The following is a 19549-nucleotide window of genomic DNA, read 5'->3' on the forward strand; positions in this document are numbered from 1 at the left end:
GGCCGCGTGATGTCTGGGAAGGTTCCCAGAGGGCTGTAGGCCGGACGATACGCCTCCGGCCAAGCCTGCAAGGGTGTCGAAGGTCATGTCGGCGCGCAAGAGGCTTCGCCGGACAGGCTCGGCACAATGGAAAACGGGCCCGGCGTCAGCCGGGCCCATTTCAGCACCGCGCCTTACGGAGCGCCGAACTCGTACTTGGCCTGCATGTAGATCGCACGGCCGTAGGCATTGTAGAGATAGTTGTTGTACGGCTGGCCGCTGGTGCCGGCGAAACTGTACCGCTGGTTGTCGGGCATCTTGTTGAACACGTTGTTGACCATCAGCGACAGCGTCAGGTTTTCCAGCGCGCGATAGTTCACGCTCAGGTTGTAGGTGGTGTACGAACCCCACTTGCCGGCCTTGTAACCGGAGGAGTGCACGTAGTCGTACCCGTTGCCCAGGTACGCCATGTAGTTCGGCGTCCTGCCGATGTAGTTGGCATACAGCGTCGTGGTCCAGTTGCCCTTGGCCCAGCCTATCGAGCCATCGGCGCGGACCTTGGCATAGGAGTCGTAGACCCACATGGCGTACGGGTCACGCAGCAGGTCCAGGTACTCATCTCCCGGCTGGGGCTGCAGTTCGCGTTCCAGCATGTTGGTGTAGTTGCCGGCGAACTGCAGCGAGCCGAAGCGTCCCAGGTCCTGGACGTACTTGAAGCTGGCCGTCAGTGCCTGAAGGTTCTGCCTGGCCACGTTCAACTTTGGCGTGTAGATCTCATCCAGCACGCCTGATGCATCGCGGGTGATCCAGTCGGCCACGTTCTGGCAGCTGGCCGACGTGTTGTTGGCCTGGCCGCCGCGGCAGTAGTACTCGGCGAGCAGCAGCTGGTCCGAACTGAGCGTGTTGACCTCGTTCTCGATCTTCCAGTTGTAGTAATCCACCGAGAAGGACAGGTTGTTAAGCGGGGCCCAGACCACGCCGGCATTCCACACATCGGCAGTGATCGGTTCCAGGTCCGGGTTGCCGGACTGCACGCCGAACACCGACACGCTGTCGTAGGGGCAGCCGGTGGTTTCGGACGGGTCGTATCCCAGTTGGCCGCAACGGTAGTAATCGGTGGAGCCGTTGGCGTAGTAGCCGCTGCGGCCCTGGAAGGCATCGGCCAGGGTGGGCGCGCGGAAGGCCGTGCCGTACTTGCCGCGGAACAGCAGGCTGTCGATCGGACGGAACTCCACGCCGATGCTGTAAGTAGCCTTGTCGACGGTGCTGTCCTGGATCTTGAACGCGTCATAGCGGCCCGATCCGGTGACGGTCAGCGAATCCAGCAGGGGCAGGCGCAGTTCACTGGTGAGCGCATAGTTGCTGCGATGGCCGGCGCCGGAAACCGCCGTGGTGCCCCATACGCTGCCATCCATCAGGCCCGGGTCGGGGGTGTAATCCCAGCCCTCGCTGCCGGCCTCGGCCACCACGGCGAAGCCGGCATCGCCACCCGGCAGCGAGAACAGCGAGGCGTTGGTCAGCTGTACCCGGCCGAGGTTCTGCCAGGTCCGGCTTTCACTGTAGGCGTAGCCGGTGAAGCTCTGGAAATCGCCCGCCGGCAGCGGCGCGTAGAACGCTTCCCAGTTGGGGCTGTAGATGCTGTAACCGGCGGACGTGGTGCCCAGCTCCGGGCCAAGCACGCGGTCTTCGAAGTAGCTGTCGATCGGGTCGGCCCAGCGCACGAAGCTGCGTTCGGTGAGCTTGTACTCGCCGCGGCTGAAGCTGGCGCTGTAGTCCCAGTCGCCCGCACTGCCGCGTCCACCGAGGGTGACCTGGTAGGCCTTGTTGCGATCAGTGTTGAGGATGTCCTTGTAGCCGTTCGGGCCGATGTCTTCCGGTGCGAACACGCGCTGCAGGTTGAGGTACTGGCCGCTGTCCTGGTCATAGAAGCGGCCCCAGCCGGAGGAGGTGCCCCACCAGGTGAAGTTCGAGCCGGTGGCGTACTGCACTTCTTCCAGATTGACCAGCGCATCACCGAACAGCTGGAAGTTGTCGTTCACATCGAAGGTGAATGAACTGTAGACCTGGCTGCTTTCCTTGCCGTTCTTGATCGTCTTGAAACCGGTGCCGTACACCGAACCACAGGCCTGGCCGGTCGGGCGCGTGCCGAGCACGGTGGTGCCGCCGAACTGCCCGGCGACGTTGGCGCACAGGTTCGGATCCATCATCGCGTAGCGGTTGCTGTTGGCCGGCTGCAGCACCAGGAAATCATTGGACACGTACTGCGGGCTGTAGCCGTCCGGGTTGTTGACCTTGGTCAGGTCACGCTGGTAGCCCCAGATCGGGTTGGTCTGCTCGTACTGTGCGTTGACCAGCACGTTGAGCCGGTCATCCAGCGCGTTGAAGCCCTGGGCGACGCTGAAGCGGATATTGCTGCCACCGCCTTCGCTGTAGGCACCGCCGCGCACGCTCAGCGAGCCGCCCTCCAGGCGTTCCTTCAGGATGATGTTGACCACGCCGGCGATCGCGTCCGAGCCGTACAGTGAGGACTGGCCGCCCGGCAGGATCTCGATCCGCTCGACGATGTCGATGGGGATGCCGCTGATGTTGTTGAACGAGTCGCTGCCGTTGTACAGCGCCGGGTAGGACAGCATCGGCCGGCCGTTGATCAGGTACTTGGTGTAGCCCGGGCTGAGGCCGAACATGCCTGCCGCTTCGGCGCCTTGAGTGAATGAGGCCGAGGTCTGGCCGCCTTGCAGGCCACCCGTGGAAAGGGAGGACTGCTGCAGGACATCGGCCACGCTGGTGAAACCGCGGGTCTGGATGTCTTCAGCGGTAACGGTGAGCACCGGCGTGTGGGTTTCGATGTCCGTCTGCGGGATCAGCGAGCCGGTAACGGTGACGCGGTCCAGGCTGGTGGTGGCGGCGTCCTGGGCGATGGCGGGCGTGGCGGCGGCGACCAGGCTGCTGAACAGTGCGAATGCGAGGGGGTGCGGCAGGAGCGTGCGACGCTGAGGCATGTGGGGGGTCCCGAGCTGTGGCTGAAGGAGTGGCGCTGTCATCCTTGACGCTTCACGGTCGGTTCAGTCCCAAACCGATGTCATCGAAACGTAACACGGCATTAACAGCATTTTCGCAACCCACACCGCCAGTGCGTGCGCAGGGTCTGCGATGGTCTCGCGCATACCTTGTGCTGCAAGGGCTGTCGGCTTTACTGAAAATATTTCATATGCCCTGGATGAGCCGGCGCTGAATTTTTCTGTTATGGCGATCACGTCATTGATCAGCGCACGGCCCTGCGCCGGTCTTCCAGCGTAGGGCGCGCCGGCTTGTATCATGGCAGCCGACCGTCTTTAAGATTCCGGAGCACCGCAGTGAACAACCCGCAACGCCGCCCCCACGCCAGCCAGGTCCAGAAAGGACTGAGCCCGCATGCGCGCATCCGCAACGTCGTCGCGGTGGGCTCGGGCAAGGGCGGGGTCGGCAAGAGCACCACCTCGGTGAACCTGGCGGTGGCCCTGCAGCAGCTGGGCGTGCGCGTGGGCTTGCTGGATGCGGACATCTACGGCCCGTCGGTGCCGGCGATGATGGGTCTGTCCGGCCGCCCGGAAAGCCCGGACAACAAGAGCATCGAGCCGCCGCGCGCGTTCGGCGTGGACACCATGTCGATCGGCTACCTGATCGAGGACGAGACGCCGATGATCTGGCGCGGGCCGATGGCGACTTCGGCGATGACCCAGTTCTTCAACGACACCCTGTGGGACGACCTGGACGTGCTGCTGATCGACCTGCCACCGGGCACCGGCGACATCCAGCTGACCCTGACCCAGAAGATTCCGCTGGCCGGCGCGGTGATCGTCACCACGCCGCAGGACATCGCCACCCTGGATGCGCGCAAGGCGCTGAAGATGTTCGAGAAGGTGGAAGTGCCGGTGCTGGGCATCGTGGAAAACATGGCCGTGCACACGTGCAGCAACTGCGGCCACGTGGAGCATCTGTTCGGCCACGGTGGTGGGGAGAAGATGGCCGCGCAGTACGGCGTGCCGCTGCTGGGATCGCTGCCGCTGCAGATCGACATCCGCGAGCAGGGCGACGCCGGTACCCCGATCACCGCCGCCCAGCCCGAGTCCAGTGCGGCACAGGCCTACCGCCAGGCCGCCAGCCGGCTGCTGGAGGAACTGGCCAGGCGCCCGCGTGCGTCCATCCCGATCCTGTCCTCGCTGCTCTGAGCGGGTCAGCCCTGTAGAATCAGCTCCCGGGCGCGCACCCGCCCCTTCCAGCCAGGACCTAGCATGAGCATCAAGAGTGACCGTTGGATCCGCCGCATGTCCGAACAGCACGGCATGATCGAGCCGTTCGAAGCCGGGCAGGTGAAGCAGGCCAACGGCGAGCGCATCGTCAGCTATGGCACGTCCAGTTACGGCTACGACGTGCGCTGCTCGCGCGAGTTCAAGGTCTTCACCAACATCAATTCCACCATCGTGGACCCCAAGCACTTCGACCCGAAGAGCTTCGTCGACGTGGTGGGCGATGAGTGCATCATCCCGCCCAACAGCTTCGCGCTGGCGCGCACGGTGGAGTTCTTCCGCATCCCGCGCGATACGTTGGTGGTGTGCCTGGGCAAGAGCACCTACGCGCGTTGCGGCATCATCGTCAACGTGACCCCGCTGGAGCCGGAGTGGGAAGGTCACGTGACCCTGGAATTCAGCAACACCACGCCGCTGCCGGCGCGCATCTACGCCAACGAAGGCGTGGCCCAGATGCTGTTCTTCCAGGCCGACCAGGATGACGTCTGCGAGACGTCCTACAAGGACCGTGGCGGCAAGTACCAGGGCCAGACCGGCGTCACGCTGCCGCGCACCTGAGCGTCCGTGGCGTGCCGGCCCCTCAGGACCGGCACCGCCGGGGCCGTGGTTTACTTGCCGCGGCCGAACAGCATGCCGATGCCCACCGCCACCAGGCCGACCGGCCACCAGGTGGTGAGCAGGCGGGTGAAGTTCATGTTGGTCCAGCCGAGGTTGGTGGCGAGCATGAACAGCCCGACCAGGATCAGCAGGATGGCAGCGACTAGATTGAAACGCATCGGAGTCTGCGAACGCTCAAGGGTGGGGCGGATATCCTAGCTTGTCCTTCCAGTGCGCGACACGCCGCTGCAGTTCGTCGGCATCATGCCGATGCGCCTGGCCACTGCCCCAGACCGGTCCGGGCCAGGCCGGGTCGCCCTCATGGCGGCCGATCACGTGGAAATGCAGCTGGCGCACGATGTTGCCCAGCGCCCCGATGTTGATCTTCTCCACGCCGTCTTCGGACTTCAGCGCCTTGGAGGTGCGGTTGAGTTCGGTGCGCAGCTTGTCCTGCTGGTCGCCGTCCAGTTCGATCCATTCGGTGATGCCGGCCAACCGCGGCACGATCACCAGCCACGGAAAGCGTTCGTCGTTCATCAGCCTGATCTGGGACAGGGGGCCGTCGGCCACCAGCACGCTGTCGTTGGCCAGGCGCGTATCCAGTTCAAAATCGCTCATCCAAGATGCTCCGTGAAGAAGTCCAGGGTGCGTTGCAGCGCCAGGGCGGCGCTGTCTGGATCATACGCATGTCCGACCTCGCGGTTGAAGCCGTGGTCGGCCGGGTAGACGAAGGCTTCCATCTTCGGCAGCTTTTCGCGGTGGGCCGCGATGGCCTCCGGCGGAATGCTCTTGTCCAGCGCGCCGAATTGGAACATCACCGGCGCCTTCGGGGTCTCATCGAGGAACTGCACGTTGCGCGCCCCGTAGTAGCTGACCGAGGGCAGGCCCAGCCGCAGCGCGGCGAGCAGGGCGATGCTGCCACCCCAGCAGTAGCCCACCGTGCCGACCTTGCCATGGCTGGCCAGCCGGGTAGCCGCGGCACGCACCAGCACCAGCGACTTTTCCACGCCAATGGCGTTGACCGCATCCAGGCCGGCCTTGACCCCGTCGTTGTCGTAGGGGAGCTCCAGCGGCTTGGCCGCGTCGGCATCGTCGAGCAGGTCGAAGAAGGACGGCGCCAGCACGGCATAGCCCTGGGCGGCGAAGCGCTCGGCCACCGAGCGCATGTGCTCGTTGACCCCGAAGATTTCCTGGATGACCACCAGGCCGCCGCGCGGGGTACCTTCCGGCAGCGCCTCCCAGGCCCGGGCCTTGCCGTGGTGGGTATCCAGGGTGATCCAGTTGCCCATGGTGCGACGCCTCTTCAGAGTGATTTCGACAGCATTATCCTCCTGGGCGACGTCAGGGCGGTGTCAGCTCAGCGGCATCCCAGGTGTTGTGGTTGCTTGCCCTGCGCCCTCAAATCGGCAAGAAAGGCCTCGAACCGGGCCATCGCCGCCTGCAGGTTCGGCTCGACGTACTCCACGCGGCGGACCACGGGTTGGCCGTTCTCGTACAGCTGGTAGGAGCAGGTGTAGCTGTTGGTGGCGGCCTTGGCGGGCGGCAGGCTGGCGGCCAGAAGCACGGTGGCCAGGCAGGTGGCGGCAAAGGGTTTCATCGGAGACTCCTGTTGGAGGGATGCCGGCAACGTGCCGGCCCCGGGGCGCGGGCGATGTCTTTCGCGCGCCCGTCGATCCTGTGGCGGGCCGGGCAGTCTGGCTATGCAGAATGCTGCGGAATCCCTGTGCAGGGGGCGAGCGTGCCCTTACCGACGCCAGCTGCCGGCCGGGCAGGGTTCAGGGGCGCCCGGCGGGCCCGGTATACTTGTCCGATCCAGGCCCCCAGGCCACGCCCGGCCCAGGCCCCCAGAGTCCCGATCCATGTCCCTGCTGAACCCCAAAGTCGGCTTCGTCAGCCTTGGCTGTCCGAAGGCCCTCGTCGATTCCGAGCGCATCCTCACCCAGTTGCGGGTAGAGGGATACGACATCGTCCCGACCTACGACGCCGCCGACGTGGTGGTGGTCAACACCTGTGGCTTCATCGATTCGGCAGTGGCCGAATCGCTGGATGCGATCGGCGAGGCGATGAACGCCAACGGCAAGGTGATCGTCACCGGCTGCCTGGGCAAGCGCCCGGAGCAGATCCGCGAGGCGTACCCGGACGTGCTGGCGGTGTCCGGGCCGCAGGACTACCAGAGCGTCATGGAAGCGGTGCATGCGGCGATTCCGCCGCGTCACGATCCCTTCGTGGACCTGGTGCCGGACTACGGGGTCAAGCTGACCCCGCGCCATTACGCGTACCTGAAGATTTCCGAGGGCTGCAACCACAAGTGCAGTTTCTGCATCATTCCTTCGATGCGCGGCAAGCTGGTTTCGCGGCCGGTGGATGAGGTGTTGCGCGAAGCCGAACGGCTGGTGCGCGGCGGGGTGCGCGAACTGCTGGTGGTGTCCCAGGACACCTCCGCCTACGGCGTGGACGTGAAGTACGCCGAGCGCATGTGGCGCGACAAGGCCTACCAGACGCGGATGAAGTCGCTGTGCGAAGGTCTGTCCGAGCTGGATGCCTGGGTGCGGATGCACTACGTCTACCCGTACCCGCACGTGGACGAGATGGTGCCGCTGATGGCGGAAAACCGGATCCTGCCGTATTTGGACATTCCTTTCCAGCACGCCAGCCCTCGCATCCTGCGGCTGATGAAGCGTCCGGGCGCGGTGGAAAAGACCCTGGAGCGGGTGCAGAACTGGCGGCGCATCGCGCCGGACATCACCGTGCGTTCGACCTTCATCGTCGGTTTCCCCGGCGAAACCGAAGCCGAATTCGAGGAACTGCTGTCGTTCCTGGACGAGGCGCAGCTGGACCGTGTCGGTGCGTTCGCCTATTCGCCGGTGGAAGGCGCCACGGCCAACGACCTGCCCGATCCGGTGCCGGAAGAAGTGAAGCAGGAACGCCTGGCGCGTTTCATGGAAAAGCAGGCGCAGATTTCCGCCTCGCGGCTTGAAGCCAAGATCGGCACCGTGCAGCAGTGCCTGGTCGATGCGATCGAAGGCGATATCGCGGTGGCGCGTTCCAAGGCCGACGCACCGGAGATCGACGGGCTGGTGCATATCCAGAATGCCGATGAGGTGACCCTGCGGGTCGGCGATTTCGTCGACGTGGAAATCACCGAAAGCGATGAGCACGATCTGTACGGCGATGCATTGCCGCCGACCGCTGTGCCCGCCGCGCGCAAGGCACTCGATCTGAAAATGCTGTGACCCATCCGGAAGCGCCGGATCCCGGATGGGTGGCCACCGTTGGCCGTCACGCTTCGGCTTCCAGCGCGACCCGCCGCCGCTTCGTCGCGCCACCGCGCGCGGCGGTGGATGCGGCCTGCTTCGCGCATCCGCTGTTTGACGCACTGGCGCCGTTTTCCCGGCTGCTGGCGGGTGCGGAGTGGCCTTCCATCGAAATGCTCAACGGCGTGCTGCCACTGCAGGACAAGCGGCTGGTCGAGCAGGACGCGGCCTTGCTCGCCGATGGCCGGCACTATGAGCAGCGCATTGCCGAGACAGGCCGCATCGCCACCCGTGCCAGCAACTGGCACGACCTGTTCAACGCGCTGGTCTGGGCGCGCTATCCGGGCATCAAGCGAGCGCTCAATACCGGTCAGTGCCAGCACATCCGGCAGATGGGCCCCCACGCCCGCAACCGCACGCAGGCCGCACTGACCCAGTTCGACGAATCCGGCGTGATCGTGCGGGTGCGTGACGCGCGCCTGCTGGCGGCGTGGGATGCGCACGACTGGCAGGCGCTGTTCGTGCAGGGGGCAGGGCAATGGGCGAGCGGCGACATCGGCGTGGCAGCGGTGATCGGCCATGCGCTGATGGAGCAGGCACTGCTGCCGACGCGACTGTTGGTGGGCAAATGCCTGGTGGTGCAGGGCGAGGATGACGCTGCCTGCATCGCGGCCGTGGCGCGTGCGCTGGACGAGGGTGCGGTGCTGCAGGATCCGTTGGAGCTGCGGCCGTTGCCGCTGGCCGGCATCCCGGGCTGGCACCCGCGGCAGGACGCCGGGTTGTACCAACAGACGGCGTATTTCCGCCCGCTGCGGGCTGGGCGTGGGTATCCGCCGCCGCTGTAGGTCGGTGATTCTCCGTTCGCGCCCTGCGCGGCGTGATGCAATCCGCGCGGTGCGCGGTCCGGTAGCGCCGAGCCATGCTCGGCGGCTTCTGGTTCGGGGATTGCGGTGTCTGAGACGGGCCGCGCTGCGCGCTCGCCGAGCATGGCTCGGCGCTACCGGCGCTACCGGCCTTCCGTTCCAGCGCCGTACTGCACGGCGAGGATCGCAAAGCCGTGGCGTCCGCCGGGCAGGTCGACCTCGAACTCATCGTCCACGCGCTTCTTCAACAGGGCCCGCGCCAGCGGTGAGTCGATGCTGATCCAGCCCGTGGCGGCATCGGTTTCGTCCGGCCCGACGATGCGGTAACGGCTGATCTCCGCCGTGTCCACATTCTCCAGTTCTACCCACGCGCCGAAGAACACCGCCTGCGGGTCGCTCGGTTCGCCATCGACCACGCGCAGCGCCTCCAGCCGCTTGCTGAGGTAGCGCACGCGGCGGTCGATCTCGCCCAGCTGCTTCTTGCGGTAGGTGTACTCGGCATTCTCCGAGCGGTCACCTTCGGCCGCGGCTGCGGCCAGTGCCTTCACCACTTCCGGGCGGCGCACGCGCCACAGGTCCTCCAGCTCGGCCTTCAGCCGTGCATGGCCGCCGGAGGTGATCAGCGCGGTGCTCTTTTCTGCGGGGGGACGCCAACGCGACATCTACTGCTCTCTACGCAACTGCAATGCGACAGCTTACGGACCTTCAGCGCTTTCCGCCGAAGATGCCACCGAGGATCCCGCGCACGATCTGGTTGCCCAGCCTGGTGCCCACCGTGCGCGTGGTCTGCTTGGCCATGGTTTCGATCATGCCCTGGCGTCGTTTGGTGCCGAAGATCGCATCCTTGATCGTCTGGCCGAACCCGCCGTCCTGCGCGTCGTCCTGCTCGCGCGTGCGCGCCTTGGGGGTGGCGGCCTGCTCGACGCTCTTCTGCGCGCGCTGGGCCAGCCGTTCGGCCGCCGATTCACGGTTGATGGCGGTGTCGTAGCGGCTGCCGACCGGGCTGCCGGCGCGCACCTGCGCACGTTCGGCGTCGGTGACCGGGCCCATCCGGCAGCGTGGCGGCGCGATCAGGGTCTGCTGCACCGGCATCGGGATGCCTTTGTCCTGCAGGGTGGATACCAGCGCTTCACCGGTGCCCAGCGAGGACAGCACGCGTGCCACGTCCAGCTTCGGATTGGGCACGAAGGTTTCCGCAGCGGTCTTCACCGCCTTCTGGTCGCGCGGGGTGAACGCGCGTAGCGCATGCTGCACCCGGTTGCCCAGCTGGCCGAGGATGTTGGACGGCACGTCGTCGGGGAACTGCGAGCAGAAGTACACGCCCACGCCCTTGGAACGGATCAGCCGCACCACCTGTTCGATGCGCTGCACCAGGGCAGGGGGGGCATCGTTGAACAGCAGGTGGGCCTCGTCGAAGATGAAGACCAGCTTGGGTTTTTCCAGGTCGCCCACTTCCGGCAGGGTTTCAAACAGCTCGGACAGCAGCCACAGCAGGAAGGTCGAATACAGCTTCGGCTTCAGTACCAGCTGGTCGGCGGCGAGGATGCCGATGACCCCGCGGCCATCGTGGTTGACCCGCATGATATCGACCAGTTCCAGCGCCGGCTCGCCGAAGAACGCTTCGCCGCCATCCTGTGACAGCCGCAGCAGGGCACGCTGGATCGCCGCCACCGATTGCGCACTGACCAGTCCGTATTCGGTGGAGATGTCCTTGCGCTCTTCGGCCACCAGCCCGAGCAGCGCGCGCAGGTCGTCCAGGTCCAGCAGCAGCAGGCCACGGTCGTCGGCCAGTTTGAACACGATGTCCATCACGCCGGCCTGGGTGTCGCTGAGCTCGAGGATGCGGGTCAGCAGGGTAGGGCCCATCTCGCTGACGGTGGTGCGCACCGGATGGCCCAGCTTGCCGTAGAGGTCCCAGAAAATGGCTGGGCTGGCGGCCGGCGCGTAGTCGGCCACTCCGATCTGCGCGGCACGCTGCAGCAGCGCATCGCCGCCGGCGCCGGCCACGGCCAGGCCGGACACATCGCCCTTCACGTCGGCCAGGAACACCGGCACGCCGATCCGCGAGAAACCTTCGGCCAGCGTCATCAGGGTCACTGTCTTGCCGGTGCCGGTGGCGCCGGCCACCAGTCCGTGGCGATTGCCGAGCTTGGGCAACAGGGTGACCGCTACGTCGTCGGTGATGCCTTTGCCGAGCAGAATCGGGTCCATGGTCCATCCCTTGTGATGAATGCGCGCAATGTTAACCGGCTGCACGGTGCGGGCCCTCTCCGGGTTGCCCGGATCGTGGCGGCACCGCTACTCTGCCTGCCTGATTCGCACACAGTGCCAAAAATGCCCGTTCCTGTCCTGCTTGTTCGTGGATTGCCCGTCCTGGCCCTTGCCAGCCTGCTGCTGGCCGTCCCCGACGCCCATGCGCAACGTGTTTCCAACCGTGACCGGGCCAAGGCCGAAGCGCTGCAGCAGCGCATGGGCGTGGCCGAGAAGCGCTATACCGACGCGCTGCTGCGCGTGTCCAATGCCGATCCCAAGGGCGCCGCCGAGGCGGATGCCGCGCTGGAGGACATGGAAGACGTGCTGAGCGAGTGCGTGGGACAGAAAGGCTGCCAGATGAGCACCCTGCTGGCTACCTACAAGCGCCTGCTCAAGCGCGATGCCGACGCCGAGGGCGACGACAGCGTGGCCGACGAAGCTGGTGACACCCTGCAGGCCGATCCGGACCACATCGGGCCGTTGGCAGCCGACGTGCCCGAAGCGGCCCGCGCGGCAGCGCTGCTCAACGACAAGCGGCATGCCTTCGACAGCATGGTCGAGTACAACCCGGCCATCCAGGCCGGTATCCGGCGCTGGCTGACCGACATGCGCCCGGCGCTGCTGACCAGCTACGAAAACTACCAGAACGTGCGCGCGGTGATGTGGCCGGAATGGGAAAAGCGCGGCCTGCCCGAAGCGCTGTTGTTCGGCATCATGGCCAAGGAGTCCAATGGCCGCGTGCATGCCTCTTCGCGTGCCGGCGCCGCCGGCCTGATGCAGTTCATGCCGGCCACCGGCCGGCGTTTCGGGCTGGGTCCGGATGGCACCGGCTTCGATACCCGCTTCGATGCGCGCAGCGCAGCCGAAGCCAGCGCGACCTACCTCAACGAGCGCATGCGCCAGCTCAACAACAACATCGAACTGTCGTTGGCCGGCTACAACGGCGGCGAAGGGCGCGCGCTGCGCGTGTTCCGGCAGAACGCTGGACAGAGCTTCTGGGTGGACAGCGTCTACAACGAGTTCCCCGGCGAGACCAAGGACTACGTGCCGATGGTCATTGCCGCCGCCTGGATTTTCCTCCACCCGCAGCAGTACGGCGTGGAGTTCCCGAAGGTCAACGCACAGCCTGCGACGGTGCGCCTGGCCAAGTCCACCACGATCTATGAGCTGACCATCTGCCTGGGCAGCCAGGGTACGCGCGATGGCTACATGCGCACGCTGCGCAACCTCAACCCGCGTTACGAAGCGGATGGCTGGATTCCGGCCGGCACGCTGATCAACGCCACCACCCGCATCGCCGGCCTGTACACGCGCAACTGCGTAAGCGGCCCGCGTGCTGATCTGGCACGTACCCTGATCACCGCTGATCTGAACGCGGCGATCGTGCGCCCGAGCGCGGCCAGCTTCACCGGCAGCGTGGCGGTGGGCGGGGTAGTGCCGGTGGCCGCAGCGGAAGCCAGCGTGGTGGGCACCGCCCCGACGGCCCCGGTAGTGGCGCCACGTCCCGCTGCACCGCGCGCGCAGCCAGTGCGTTCGCACAAGGTGGGCAGGGGCGAAACGCTGGGCAGGATCGCCGCGAAGTTCAGCTGCGACGTGCCCACGCTGGCCCGCGCCAATGGCCTGAAGGCACCGGCCTACAGCCTGCGCCAGGGCCAGACACTGAAGCTGCAGGGCTGCGGCAACTGACCAACCCGGTAGTGACGGCATGGTGGGTGACGATCGTTGGTCGTCACGCGGTTGAATCCCGCCGAGCACGGCTTGGCGCTACCAGGATGCCGTGGTGGGTGACGACCGCTGGTCGTCACGCTTCTGGATCTATTGCAGGTCCCGCAGGTTCAGGCGGCGCAGCGTGGGGTTCTTCCACGCCGTGATGCCCGCCACGCTGAGCACCGCAAAACCGCCCAGCACCACCGCCGGCACCAGCCCCAGCCACCTGGCCATCGTGCCGGCATAGAACGCGCCGAGTTCGTTGGACGAACTGATGAAGATGCCGTTGATCGACGACACCCGGCCGCGCATTTCCTCCGGCGTGGCCAGCTGCAGGATGGTCGAACGCACCACCACCGACACGCCATCGAAGGCGCCGTAGAACAGCAGGATCAGCGCCGACAGCCAGAAGTGGTGCGACAGCCCGAAGCCGATCACGCACAGCCCGAAGCCGGCCACCGCGAACAACAGCACGCGGCCGGCATGCTGCTGCAGCGGGTGGCGGGCCAGCCACAGGCCGACTGCGATGGACCCCAATGCCGGCGCCGCGCGCAGGATGCCCAGCCCTTCGGGGCCGTAATGCAGGATCTCCTGCAGGAAGGCCGGCAGCATCGCCACCACGCCGCCCAGCAGCACCGAGAACATGTCCAGCGCCATTGCTCCGACTATGATCCGGTTGCCGACCACGAAGCGCGCGCCTTCTGCGATGCTGCGGAAGATCGGCGCGGCTGGCCCGGCATGCACCGGCTCGCTCACCTTCAACGAGGCCAGGCAGGCCATCGCCATCACTGCAAAGCCGGTGGCAACGCCGTAGGCCACGCCCTTGCCGCCCCAGCCGACCAGTACGCCGCCCAACGCCGGTCCCACCACCATCCCCGCCTGGAAGAACACGCTGCCCAGCCCTGCGCCGCGGGCGAACTGGTGGCGCTCCAGCACCCGTGCGAACAGCGCGTTGTAGATCGGCGACAGGAAGGCGCGGACCATGCCGGTCAGCGCGATGGCGGCATAGATCGGCCACACGCCATGGAACGGCAGCCAGCCCAGTGCCACCGCGCACAGCACCAGTGCGGTGGCGACCAGTCCGGCGCAGGCCGCCATGCCCAGCCGGCGTCGTGGCAGATGGTCGACCAGGTAGCCGGCAAACGGCGCCACGCAGAAGAACGGCAACACTTCGGCCAGGCCGACCAGGCCCAGCGAAAAGGGATTGCGGGTTACTTCATAGATGTGCCAGCCCACCGTGACCGCAACCACCTGGTAGGACAGCATCGCGAAGATGCGGTAGGCCAGCAGCTGGCTGAAGCCCGGCCGCGCCAGCAGGGTGCGCGCGGTCTCTTCGGTGGGGGCCGGGAGACTCACGGGCGCGTGGAATGCAGCTGGGCCTGCGCGGTTTCGCGGATGAAGGCCAACATCGCGGCCACGCCGTTGCTGCGGGTGGGCGACAGGTGCCGCGACAGACCGATGTCCTGGATGTAGCTGGGTTCGGTGTCGATGATCTCCTGTGCGGAGCGCCCGGAGTACACGCGCAGTGCCAGGAAGATCAGCCCGGACACGATCGCCGAGTCACTGATCGCACGGAAGTGCAGGGCATCGGCATTGCCCTCCGGCACGATCCAGACCATCGACTGGCAACCCAGCAGGCGGTGTTCCTCGGTCTTCCATTCTTCCGGGAAGACCGGCAGCTTGCGGCCCAGGTCGATCAGGTACTGGTAGCGCTCGGACCAGTCCCCGAAGAAGGAGAACTCCTCGGCAATGGTGGTCTGGGCCTCGGCGGCGGTAGCTTCAAGCGGGAACGGGGAGTCTGTCATTTCATTCTTCATCTGGCGGGGTGCGGCCGGCCGGGATGGGCCGGCACGAGGGCGATCAGGCGCGCTTGCGCACCCAGCGCACGCCCTGCGCGGTGTCTTCCAGCACGATGCCTTCGGCGGCCAGCTGGTCGCGGATGGCGTCGGAGCGGGCGAAATCACGGGCCTGCTTGGCAGCGGCACGCGCGTCGATCAGCGCCTGGATGCGGGCATCGTCGTCGCTGCTGCCGCCGGCGGTACCGAACCATGCGGCGGGATCCTGCTGCAGCAGGCCCAGCGCCAGGCCGGCGCCCAGCAGATCCTGCTTCAGCTGGGCGCGCTCGGTGGGATCGGTGGCCTTGCGTGCTTCACCGGCGATGCGGGCCAGCTCGGCCAGCGCCAGCGGTGTGTTGAGGTCATCGTCCAGCGCGGCTTCCACCACGGCCGGTATGCATGCAGCAGCCGGCAGGTCGGCGAGGTCGCGCAGGGTGCCGTACAGGCGGTCCAGGGTGCGCCCGGCCTGTTCGATCACCGCATCGGACCAGTCCAGTGGCTGGCGGTAATGCGCCGAAAGCAGGGCCAGGCGGAGGGCTTCGGGCGGATGCTTCTGGACCAGGTCGTGCACGCGCTCGATGTTGCCCAGCGATTTGCTCATCTTGGCGCCGCCGAAGTTCAGCATGCCGTTGTGCAGCCAGAACCGCGCGAAGATTTCACCGCCGTGCGCGCACTCGCTCTGCGCGATTTCGTTCTCATGGTGCGGGAACTGCAGGTCCACGCCACCGGCATGGATGTCGATGGTCGGGCCCAGGTGGGCGGCGGCCATGGCCGAGCACTCGATGTGCCAGCCAGGGCGGCCACGGCCCCACGGCGAGTCCCAGCCGGGCAGATCGTCGCTGGAGGGCTTCCACAGCACGAAATCGCCGGCTGCGCGCTTGTACGGGGCCACTTCGACGCGGGCACCGGCCAGCATTTCCTCCGGATCCCGCCGGGAGAGCTTGCCGTAGCCCTCGAAGGTATCCACCGCGAACAGCACGTGGCCTTCGGCGGCGTAGGCGTGTCCGCTGTCGATCAGCCGGGCGATCATCTCGATGATCTGCGGCATGTGTGCGGTGACTTCCGGTTCGATGTCCGGCGGCACCACGCCCAGCGCGGCCATGTCCTGGCGGTAGGCCGCGGCGAAACGGTCGGTGATGGTGCTGATCGGAACGCCCTGCTCGCGCGCGGCGGTGTTGATCTTGTCGTCCACGTCGGTGATGTTGCGGGCGTAGCGCAGGGCGCCGAAGCGACGGCGCAGCAGGTCGGCCAGAACGCCGAACACCACCGGGCCGCGCGCGTTGCCGATGTGCACGTAGTTGTAGACCGTGGGGCCGCACACATACAGGGTCGGACAGGCCGGATCGAGCGGAGTGAACGTTTCCAGCTGGCGTGTCAGGTTGTTGTGCAGGCGCAGGGTCATGGTGGGGGCGCTGGGGGACAAGCCGTCGATTCTAGCGCTGCAGGGGCTCCCGGGGTACCGCGCGGGCTCATCCGGGCACGCCATGGGCTGGCCCCCTGCGCGGCGGACGGGTAATGTTCAGCCCCTTGGTGTCCGTGCTGCCTACACTATCAATGTGCCCTCGAACCCGTTGCCGATGAGATACCTCTTCCTTCCCGCACTGGCTGCCTGCCTGCTGGCCGGCCCTGCCATGGCCCAATCGGAAGAGGCCGAGCCCCGCAACCGGGTGGTGATCGTGGAGAACATCAAGCTGGATTACGCCCAGGTGCTCAACGTCGAGCCGGTGTTCCAGACCCTGCGCGCCACCCGCACCGAAGAGCATTGTGAGCCGGTCACCACGCGCAACCTGCCGCCGGTGAACGTCACCGGCGAAGAGCCGGTGGAAGAGAAGGGCCGCTTCGGGCGCCTGTGGGATTCGGTGCGATCGATCTTCAAGCCTGGCGAAGAGGGCAGCGCCGAAGTGGCGGCAGTGCCCGCCGGGGCCCAGCCCAGCAACGCGCCGATCCTGACCCGGGACTGCCGCATCGTGCCGGTCGGGCGCGAGTTCCGCCGGCCCATCGCCTATGACGTGGACTACGTCTACAAGGGCACCAAGTACCGCTCGCGGCTGCCCGAAGACCCCGGCAACCGGCTGAAGATCCGGGTCTCGATCACTCCGTGGGTCGGTGCCGAACAGGGTTCGCCGACAAATCCCTGATGGCGGGTCTTGCACCGCACCATCGGCCATGCCACCATGGGCGGAAATGAACGCAACCGACTTCCAGCACGACTCCAGCGCCGCCCGCCAGGCCAGCAGCATGACCTCGCGTGCCCGCCGACCGGAATCCCACATTTCCGCTGGGTGACCGGAGCTTCGTGCTGTCTGTTCGGTAAAAAACCCAGCCCACCGGCTGGGTTTTTTCGTTTCCGGGATCTGAAAAGTTGCATCTGCACCCAATTCCACACCGCAAGGATCGATTGATGTCCCTCAAGCACTTCCTGAACACCCAGGACTGGAGCCGCAGCGAACTCGATGCGCTGTTGACCCAGGCCGCGCTGTTCAAGCGCAACAAGCTCGGCGACCAGCTGAAAGGCAAATCGATCGCGCTGGTCTTCTTCAACCCGTCCATGCGCACCCGCACCAGCTTCGAACTGGGTGCTTTCCAGCTTGGTGCCCACGCGGTGGTGCTGCAGCCGGGCAAGGATGCATGGCCGATCGAGTTCAACCTCGGCACCGTGATGGATGGCGATACCGAAGAACACATCGCCGAAGTGGCGAAGGTGCTCGGCCGCTACTGCGACATGATCGCGGTGCGTGCCTTCCCGAAGTTCGTGGACTGGTCGGTCGACCGCGAAGACACCGTGCTGAAGAGCTTTGCCAAGTACTCGCCGGTGCCGGTCATCAACATGGAAACCATCACCCATCCGTGCCAGGAACTGGCCCATGCGATGGCGCTGCAGGAGCACTTCGGCACCCAGGACCTGCGTGGCAAGAAGTACGTGCTGACCTGGACCTACCACCCCAAGCCGCTGAACACCGCAGTGGCCAACTCCGCGCTGACCATCGCCACCCGCATGGGCATGGACGTGACCCTGCTGTGCCCGACCCCGGATTACATCCTGGACGAGCGCTACATGGGCTGGGCCGAGCAGAACGTGGCCGAGAACGGCGGTTCGCTGCAGGTCAGCCATGACATCGAAAGCGCCTACGCCGGTGCCGACGTGGTGTACGCCAAGAGCTGGGGCGCGCTGCCGTTCTTCGGCAACTGGGAACCGGAAAAGCCGATCCGCGACCAGTACAAGCACTTCATCGTGGACGAGCAGAAGATGGCGCTGACCAACAACGGGGTCTTCAGCCATTGCCTGCCGCTGCGTCGCAACGTCAAGGCCACCGATGCGGTGATGGATTCGCCGCAGTGCATCGCCATCAACGAGGCCGAAAACCGGCTGCACGTGCAGAAGGCCATCATGGCCGCGCTGGCCGGCCGCTGATTTCTTTCTGATTCGAACATTCCGCCGGGCATCACCTGGCGCTACCAGGACCTTACCCCCATGAGCAACAAAGACGTCGTCCTCGCCTTCTCCGGCGGCCTTGATACCAGCTTCTGCGTGCCCTACCTGCAGGAGCGCGGCTACAACGTGCACACCGTGTTCGCCGACACCGGCGGCGTGGATGACGAAGAGCGCGACTTCATCGAAAAGCGCGCCGCCGAGCTGGGCGTCACCAGCCATGTCACCGTCGATGGGGGTCCTGCGATCTGGGAAGGTTTCGTCAAGCCGTTCGTCTGGGCCGGTGAAGGCTACCAGGGCCAGTACCCGCTGCTGGTGTCGGACCGTTACCTGATCGTCGATGCTGCGCTCAAGCGCGCCGCCGAACTGGGTACCAACATCATCGCGCATGGCTGCACCGGCATGGGCAACGACCAGGTGCGTTTCGATCTGGCGGTGAAGGCGCTGGGCGACTACCAGATCATCGCCCCGATCCGCGAAATCCAGAAAGAACACACCCAGACCCGCGCTTACGAGCAGAAGTACCTGGAAGAGCGCGGCTTCGGCGTGCGCGCCAAGCAGCAGGCGTACACCATCAACGAGAACCTGCTGGGCCTGACCATGTCCGGCGGTGAGATCGACCGTTGGGAAGCACCGGGTGAAGGCGCCCGCGGCTGGTGCGCACCGCGCAGCGAATGGCCGGAGCAGGCCCTCACCGTCACCCTGAAGTTCGTCGACGGCGTTGCCGTGGCGCTGGACGGCAAGGCGCTGCCGGGCGAGAAGATCCTGGCCACGCTCAACAAGCTGTTCGCTCCGTATGGCGTGGGCCGCGGCGTGTACACCGGCGACACCGTGATCGGCCTGAAGGGCCGCATCGTGTTCGAAGCGCCGGGCCTGGTGTCGCTGCTGGCCGCTCACCGTGCACTGGAAGACGCGGTGCTGACCAAGCAGCAGAACCGCTTCAAGCCGGACGTGGCGCGCAAGTGGGTGGAGCTGGTGTACGAAGGCTTCTACCACGACCCGCTGAAGACCGACATTGAAGCGTTCCTGAAGTCCTCCCAGGCCAAGGTCAACGGTGAAGTCGTGCTGGAGACCCGTGGCGGCCGCGTCGATGCAGTGGCCGTGCGTTCGCCGCACCTGCTCAACACCAAGGGCGCCACCTATGCGCAGTCGGCAGACTGGGGCGTGGAAGAAGCCGAGGGCTTCATCAAGCTGTTCGGCATGAGCTCTACGTTGTATGCCCAGGTCAATCGCTGAAAGCGATTGACTTGCCCACGCATTCCACCTTGACCCCGCGCCGTTGGCGCACCCCCTTCAGCAAACCGCCAGCGGTTTGCCCACGCATTCCACCTTAACCCCCGCGCCG

The 19549-nt window shown here is 66.1% G+C and carries 19 protein-coding genes; 8 read left to right on the forward strand and 11 right to left on the reverse strand.

Annotation, left to right across the window (positions count from 1 at the left end):
- Window positions 1-173 precede the first annotated feature (173 nt).
- Window positions 174-2978 carry a TonB-dependent receptor gene (locus CXG43_RS15140; RefSeq protein WP_101100679.1) on the reverse strand — a complete coding sequence of 935 codons (2805 nt, stop codon included), beginning with the start codon at window positions 2976-2978 and terminating at the stop codon, window positions 174-176.
- Between the two features lie 63 nt (window positions 2979-3041).
- Window positions 3042-3296 (reverse strand): hypothetical protein, encoded by a 255-nt coding sequence (locus tag CXG43_RS19480; RefSeq protein WP_157825294.1) that lies wholly within the window; start codon window positions 3294-3296, stop codon window positions 3042-3044.
- 36 nt (window positions 3297-3332) lie between these two features.
- On the opposite strand from CXG43_RS19480, the gene apbC reads away from it, so the two are divergent.
- Window positions 3333-4187, forward strand: coding sequence for an iron-sulfur cluster carrier protein ApbC (gene apbC / locus CXG43_RS15145; protein ID WP_101100680.1), 855 nt, complete (start codon window positions 3333-3335; stop codon window positions 4185-4187).
- A gap of 63 nt (window positions 4188-4250) precedes the next feature.
- Entirely contained in the window at window positions 4251-4823 is a 573-nt protein-coding gene (dcd, locus tag CXG43_RS15150; protein ID WP_101100681.1) for a dCTP deaminase, read from the forward strand.
- A gap of 50 nt (window positions 4824-4873) precedes the next feature.
- Here dcd and CXG43_RS19310 read toward each other — a convergent pair whose 3' ends face one another.
- From CXG43_RS19310 to CXG43_RS15165, 4 genes are all read right to left on the reverse strand, one after another.
- Complete coding sequence (locus CXG43_RS19310) at window positions 4874-5041, reverse strand: DUF5668 domain-containing protein (RefSeq protein WP_042614080.1); 168 nt, start codon at window positions 5039-5041, stop codon at window positions 4874-4876.
- Window positions 5042-5057: 16 nt separating this feature from the next.
- Window positions 5058-5480, reverse strand: a complete 423-nt coding sequence (locus tag CXG43_RS15155) for an HIT family protein (RefSeq protein ID WP_101100682.1) — start codon at window positions 5478-5480, stop codon at window positions 5058-5060.
- Entirely contained in the window at window positions 5477-6151 is a 675-nt protein-coding gene (locus CXG43_RS15160) for a dienelactone hydrolase family protein (protein ID WP_101100683.1), read from the reverse strand. The genes CXG43_RS15155 and CXG43_RS15160 overlap by 4 nt, the downstream gene beginning before the upstream one ends.
- Before the next feature lie 68 nt (window positions 6152-6219).
- Entirely contained in the window at window positions 6220-6459 is a 240-nt protein-coding gene (locus CXG43_RS15165) for a hypothetical protein (protein WP_101100684.1), read from the reverse strand.
- Between the two features lie 262 nt (window positions 6460-6721).
- Between CXG43_RS15165 and rimO the strand changes: the two genes are divergently transcribed.
- Window positions 6722-8095 carry a 30S ribosomal protein S12 methylthiotransferase RimO gene (gene rimO / locus CXG43_RS15170; RefSeq protein ID WP_101100685.1) on the forward strand — a complete coding sequence of 458 codons (1374 nt, stop codon included), beginning with the start codon at window positions 6722-6724 and terminating at the stop codon, window positions 8093-8095.
- Entirely contained in the window at window positions 8092-8961 is an 870-nt protein-coding gene (locus tag CXG43_RS15175; protein WP_232767836.1) for a DUF3025 domain-containing protein, read from the forward strand. The genes rimO and CXG43_RS15175 overlap by 4 nt, the downstream gene beginning before the upstream one ends.
- A 161-nt stretch (window positions 8962-9122) precedes the next feature.
- On the opposite strand, the gene greB is transcribed toward CXG43_RS15175, so the two are convergent.
- Window positions 9123-9641 carry a transcription elongation factor GreB gene (gene greB, locus CXG43_RS15180; protein WP_101100686.1) on the reverse strand — a complete coding sequence of 173 codons (519 nt, stop codon included), beginning with the start codon at window positions 9639-9641 and terminating at the stop codon, window positions 9123-9125.
- Between the two features lie 43 nt (window positions 9642-9684).
- Window positions 9685-11190 (reverse strand): helicase HerA-like domain-containing protein, encoded by a 1506-nt coding sequence (locus tag CXG43_RS15185; RefSeq protein WP_101100687.1) that lies wholly within the window; start codon window positions 11188-11190, stop codon window positions 9685-9687.
- A gap of 123 nt (window positions 11191-11313) precedes the next feature.
- On the opposite strand from CXG43_RS15185, the gene CXG43_RS15190 reads away from it, so the two are divergent.
- Window positions 11314-12918, forward strand: a complete 1605-nt coding sequence (locus tag CXG43_RS15190) for a transglycosylase SLT domain-containing protein (protein WP_101100688.1) — start codon at window positions 11314-11316, stop codon at window positions 12916-12918.
- 129 nt (window positions 12919-13047) lie between these two features.
- On the opposite strand, the gene CXG43_RS15195 is transcribed toward CXG43_RS15190, so the two are convergent.
- The 3 genes from CXG43_RS15195 to cysS are packed head-to-tail and all read right to left on the reverse strand — an operon-like array spanning window position 13048 to window position 16176.
- The gene (locus CXG43_RS15195; RefSeq protein ID WP_101100689.1) at window positions 13048-14295 is read right to left on the reverse strand and encodes an MFS transporter; all 1248 of its coding nucleotides are present in this window, start codon (window positions 14293-14295) and stop codon (window positions 13048-13050) included.
- Entirely contained in the window at window positions 14292-14744 is a 453-nt protein-coding gene (locus CXG43_RS15200) for a SufE family protein (RefSeq protein ID WP_042614071.1), read from the reverse strand. Before CXG43_RS15200 ends, CXG43_RS15195 begins: the two co-directional genes overlap by 4 nt.
- 55 nt (window positions 14745-14799) lie before the next feature.
- Window positions 14800-16176 (reverse strand): cysteine--tRNA ligase, encoded by a 1377-nt coding sequence (gene cysS, locus CXG43_RS15205; RefSeq protein WP_101100690.1) that lies wholly within the window; start codon window positions 16174-16176, stop codon window positions 14800-14802.
- A gap of 175 nt (window positions 16177-16351) precedes the next feature.
- On the opposite strand from cysS, the gene CXG43_RS15210 reads away from it, so the two are divergent.
- The 3 genes from CXG43_RS15210 to CXG43_RS15220 all read left to right on the forward strand — a co-directional run bounded on the left by CXG43_RS15210 (window position 16352) and on the right by CXG43_RS15220 (window position 19440).
- Window positions 16352-16912, forward strand: a complete 561-nt coding sequence (locus CXG43_RS15210; RefSeq protein WP_101100691.1) for a hypothetical protein — start codon at window positions 16352-16354, stop codon at window positions 16910-16912.
- 263 nt (window positions 16913-17175) lie between these two features.
- Window positions 17176-18186, forward strand: a complete 1011-nt coding sequence (locus CXG43_RS15215) for an N-acetylornithine carbamoyltransferase (RefSeq protein ID WP_101100692.1) — start codon at window positions 17176-17178, stop codon at window positions 18184-18186.
- A gap of 60 nt (window positions 18187-18246) precedes the next feature.
- Window positions 18247-19440, forward strand: coding sequence for an argininosuccinate synthase (locus CXG43_RS15220; RefSeq protein WP_101100693.1), 1194 nt, complete (start codon window positions 18247-18249; stop codon window positions 19438-19440).
- Window positions 19441-19549: the final 109 nt, after the last annotated feature.

Source organism: Stenotrophomonas sp. Bg11-02 (assembly GCF_002836635.1).
Taxonomy (GTDB): Bacteria; Pseudomonadota; Gammaproteobacteria; order Xanthomonadales; family Xanthomonadaceae; genus Stenotrophomonas; species Stenotrophomonas lacuserhaii.

What these genes read in the sequence shown, in the direction of transcription:
- CXG43_RS19480 (WP_157825294.1), bottom strand. Translation starts at nt 3,296, where the DNA reads ATGATACAAGCCGGCGCGCCCTACGCTGGAAGACCGGCGCAGGGCCGT.
- rimO (WP_101100685.1), top strand. Translation starts at nt 6,722, where the DNA reads ATGTCCCTGCTGAACCCCAAAGTCGGCTTCGTCAGCCTTGGCTGTCCG.
- CXG43_RS15220 (WP_101100693.1), top strand. Translation starts at nt 18,247, where the DNA reads ATGAGCAACAAAGACGTCGTCCTCGCCTTCTCCGGCGGCCTTGATACC.
- CXG43_RS15185 (WP_101100687.1), bottom strand. Translation starts at nt 11,190, where the DNA reads ATGGACCCGATTCTGCTCGGCAAAGGCATCACCGACGACGTAGCGGTC.
- CXG43_RS15200 (WP_042614071.1), bottom strand. Translation starts at nt 14,744, where the DNA reads ATGACAGACTCCCCGTTCCCGCTTGAAGCTACCGCCGCCGAGGCCCAG.
- CXG43_RS15215 (WP_101100692.1), top strand. Translation starts at nt 17,176, where the DNA reads ATGTCCCTCAAGCACTTCCTGAACACCCAGGACTGGAGCCGCAGCGAA.
- CXG43_RS19310 (WP_042614080.1), bottom strand. Translation starts at nt 5,041, where the DNA reads ATGCGTTTCAATCTAGTCGCTGCCATCCTGCTGATCCTGGTCGGGCTG.
- CXG43_RS15210 (WP_101100691.1), top strand. Translation starts at nt 16,352, where the DNA reads ATGAGATACCTCTTCCTTCCCGCACTGGCTGCCTGCCTGCTGGCCGGC.
- CXG43_RS15140 (WP_101100679.1), bottom strand. Translation starts at nt 2,978, where the DNA reads ATGCCTCAGCGTCGCACGCTCCTGCCGCACCCCCTCGCATTCGCACTG.
- CXG43_RS15155 (WP_101100682.1), bottom strand. Translation starts at nt 5,480, where the DNA reads ATGAGCGATTTTGAACTGGATACGCGCCTGGCCAACGACAGCGTGCTG.
- CXG43_RS15165 (WP_101100684.1), bottom strand. Translation starts at nt 6,459, where the DNA reads ATGAAACCCTTTGCCGCCACCTGCCTGGCCACCGTGCTTCTGGCCGCC.
- dcd (WP_101100681.1), top strand. Translation starts at nt 4,251, where the DNA reads ATGAGCATCAAGAGTGACCGTTGGATCCGCCGCATGTCCGAACAGCAC.
- CXG43_RS15190 (WP_101100688.1), top strand. Translation starts at nt 11,314, where the DNA reads ATGCCCGTTCCTGTCCTGCTTGTTCGTGGATTGCCCGTCCTGGCCCTT.
- greB (WP_101100686.1), bottom strand. Translation starts at nt 9,641, where the DNA reads ATGTCGCGTTGGCGTCCCCCCGCAGAAAAGAGCACCGCGCTGATCACC.
- CXG43_RS15160 (WP_101100683.1), bottom strand. Translation starts at nt 6,151, where the DNA reads ATGGGCAACTGGATCACCCTGGATACCCACCACGGCAAGGCCCGGGCC.
- cysS (WP_101100690.1), bottom strand. Translation starts at nt 16,176, where the DNA reads ATGACCCTGCGCCTGCACAACAACCTGACACGCCAGCTGGAAACGTTC.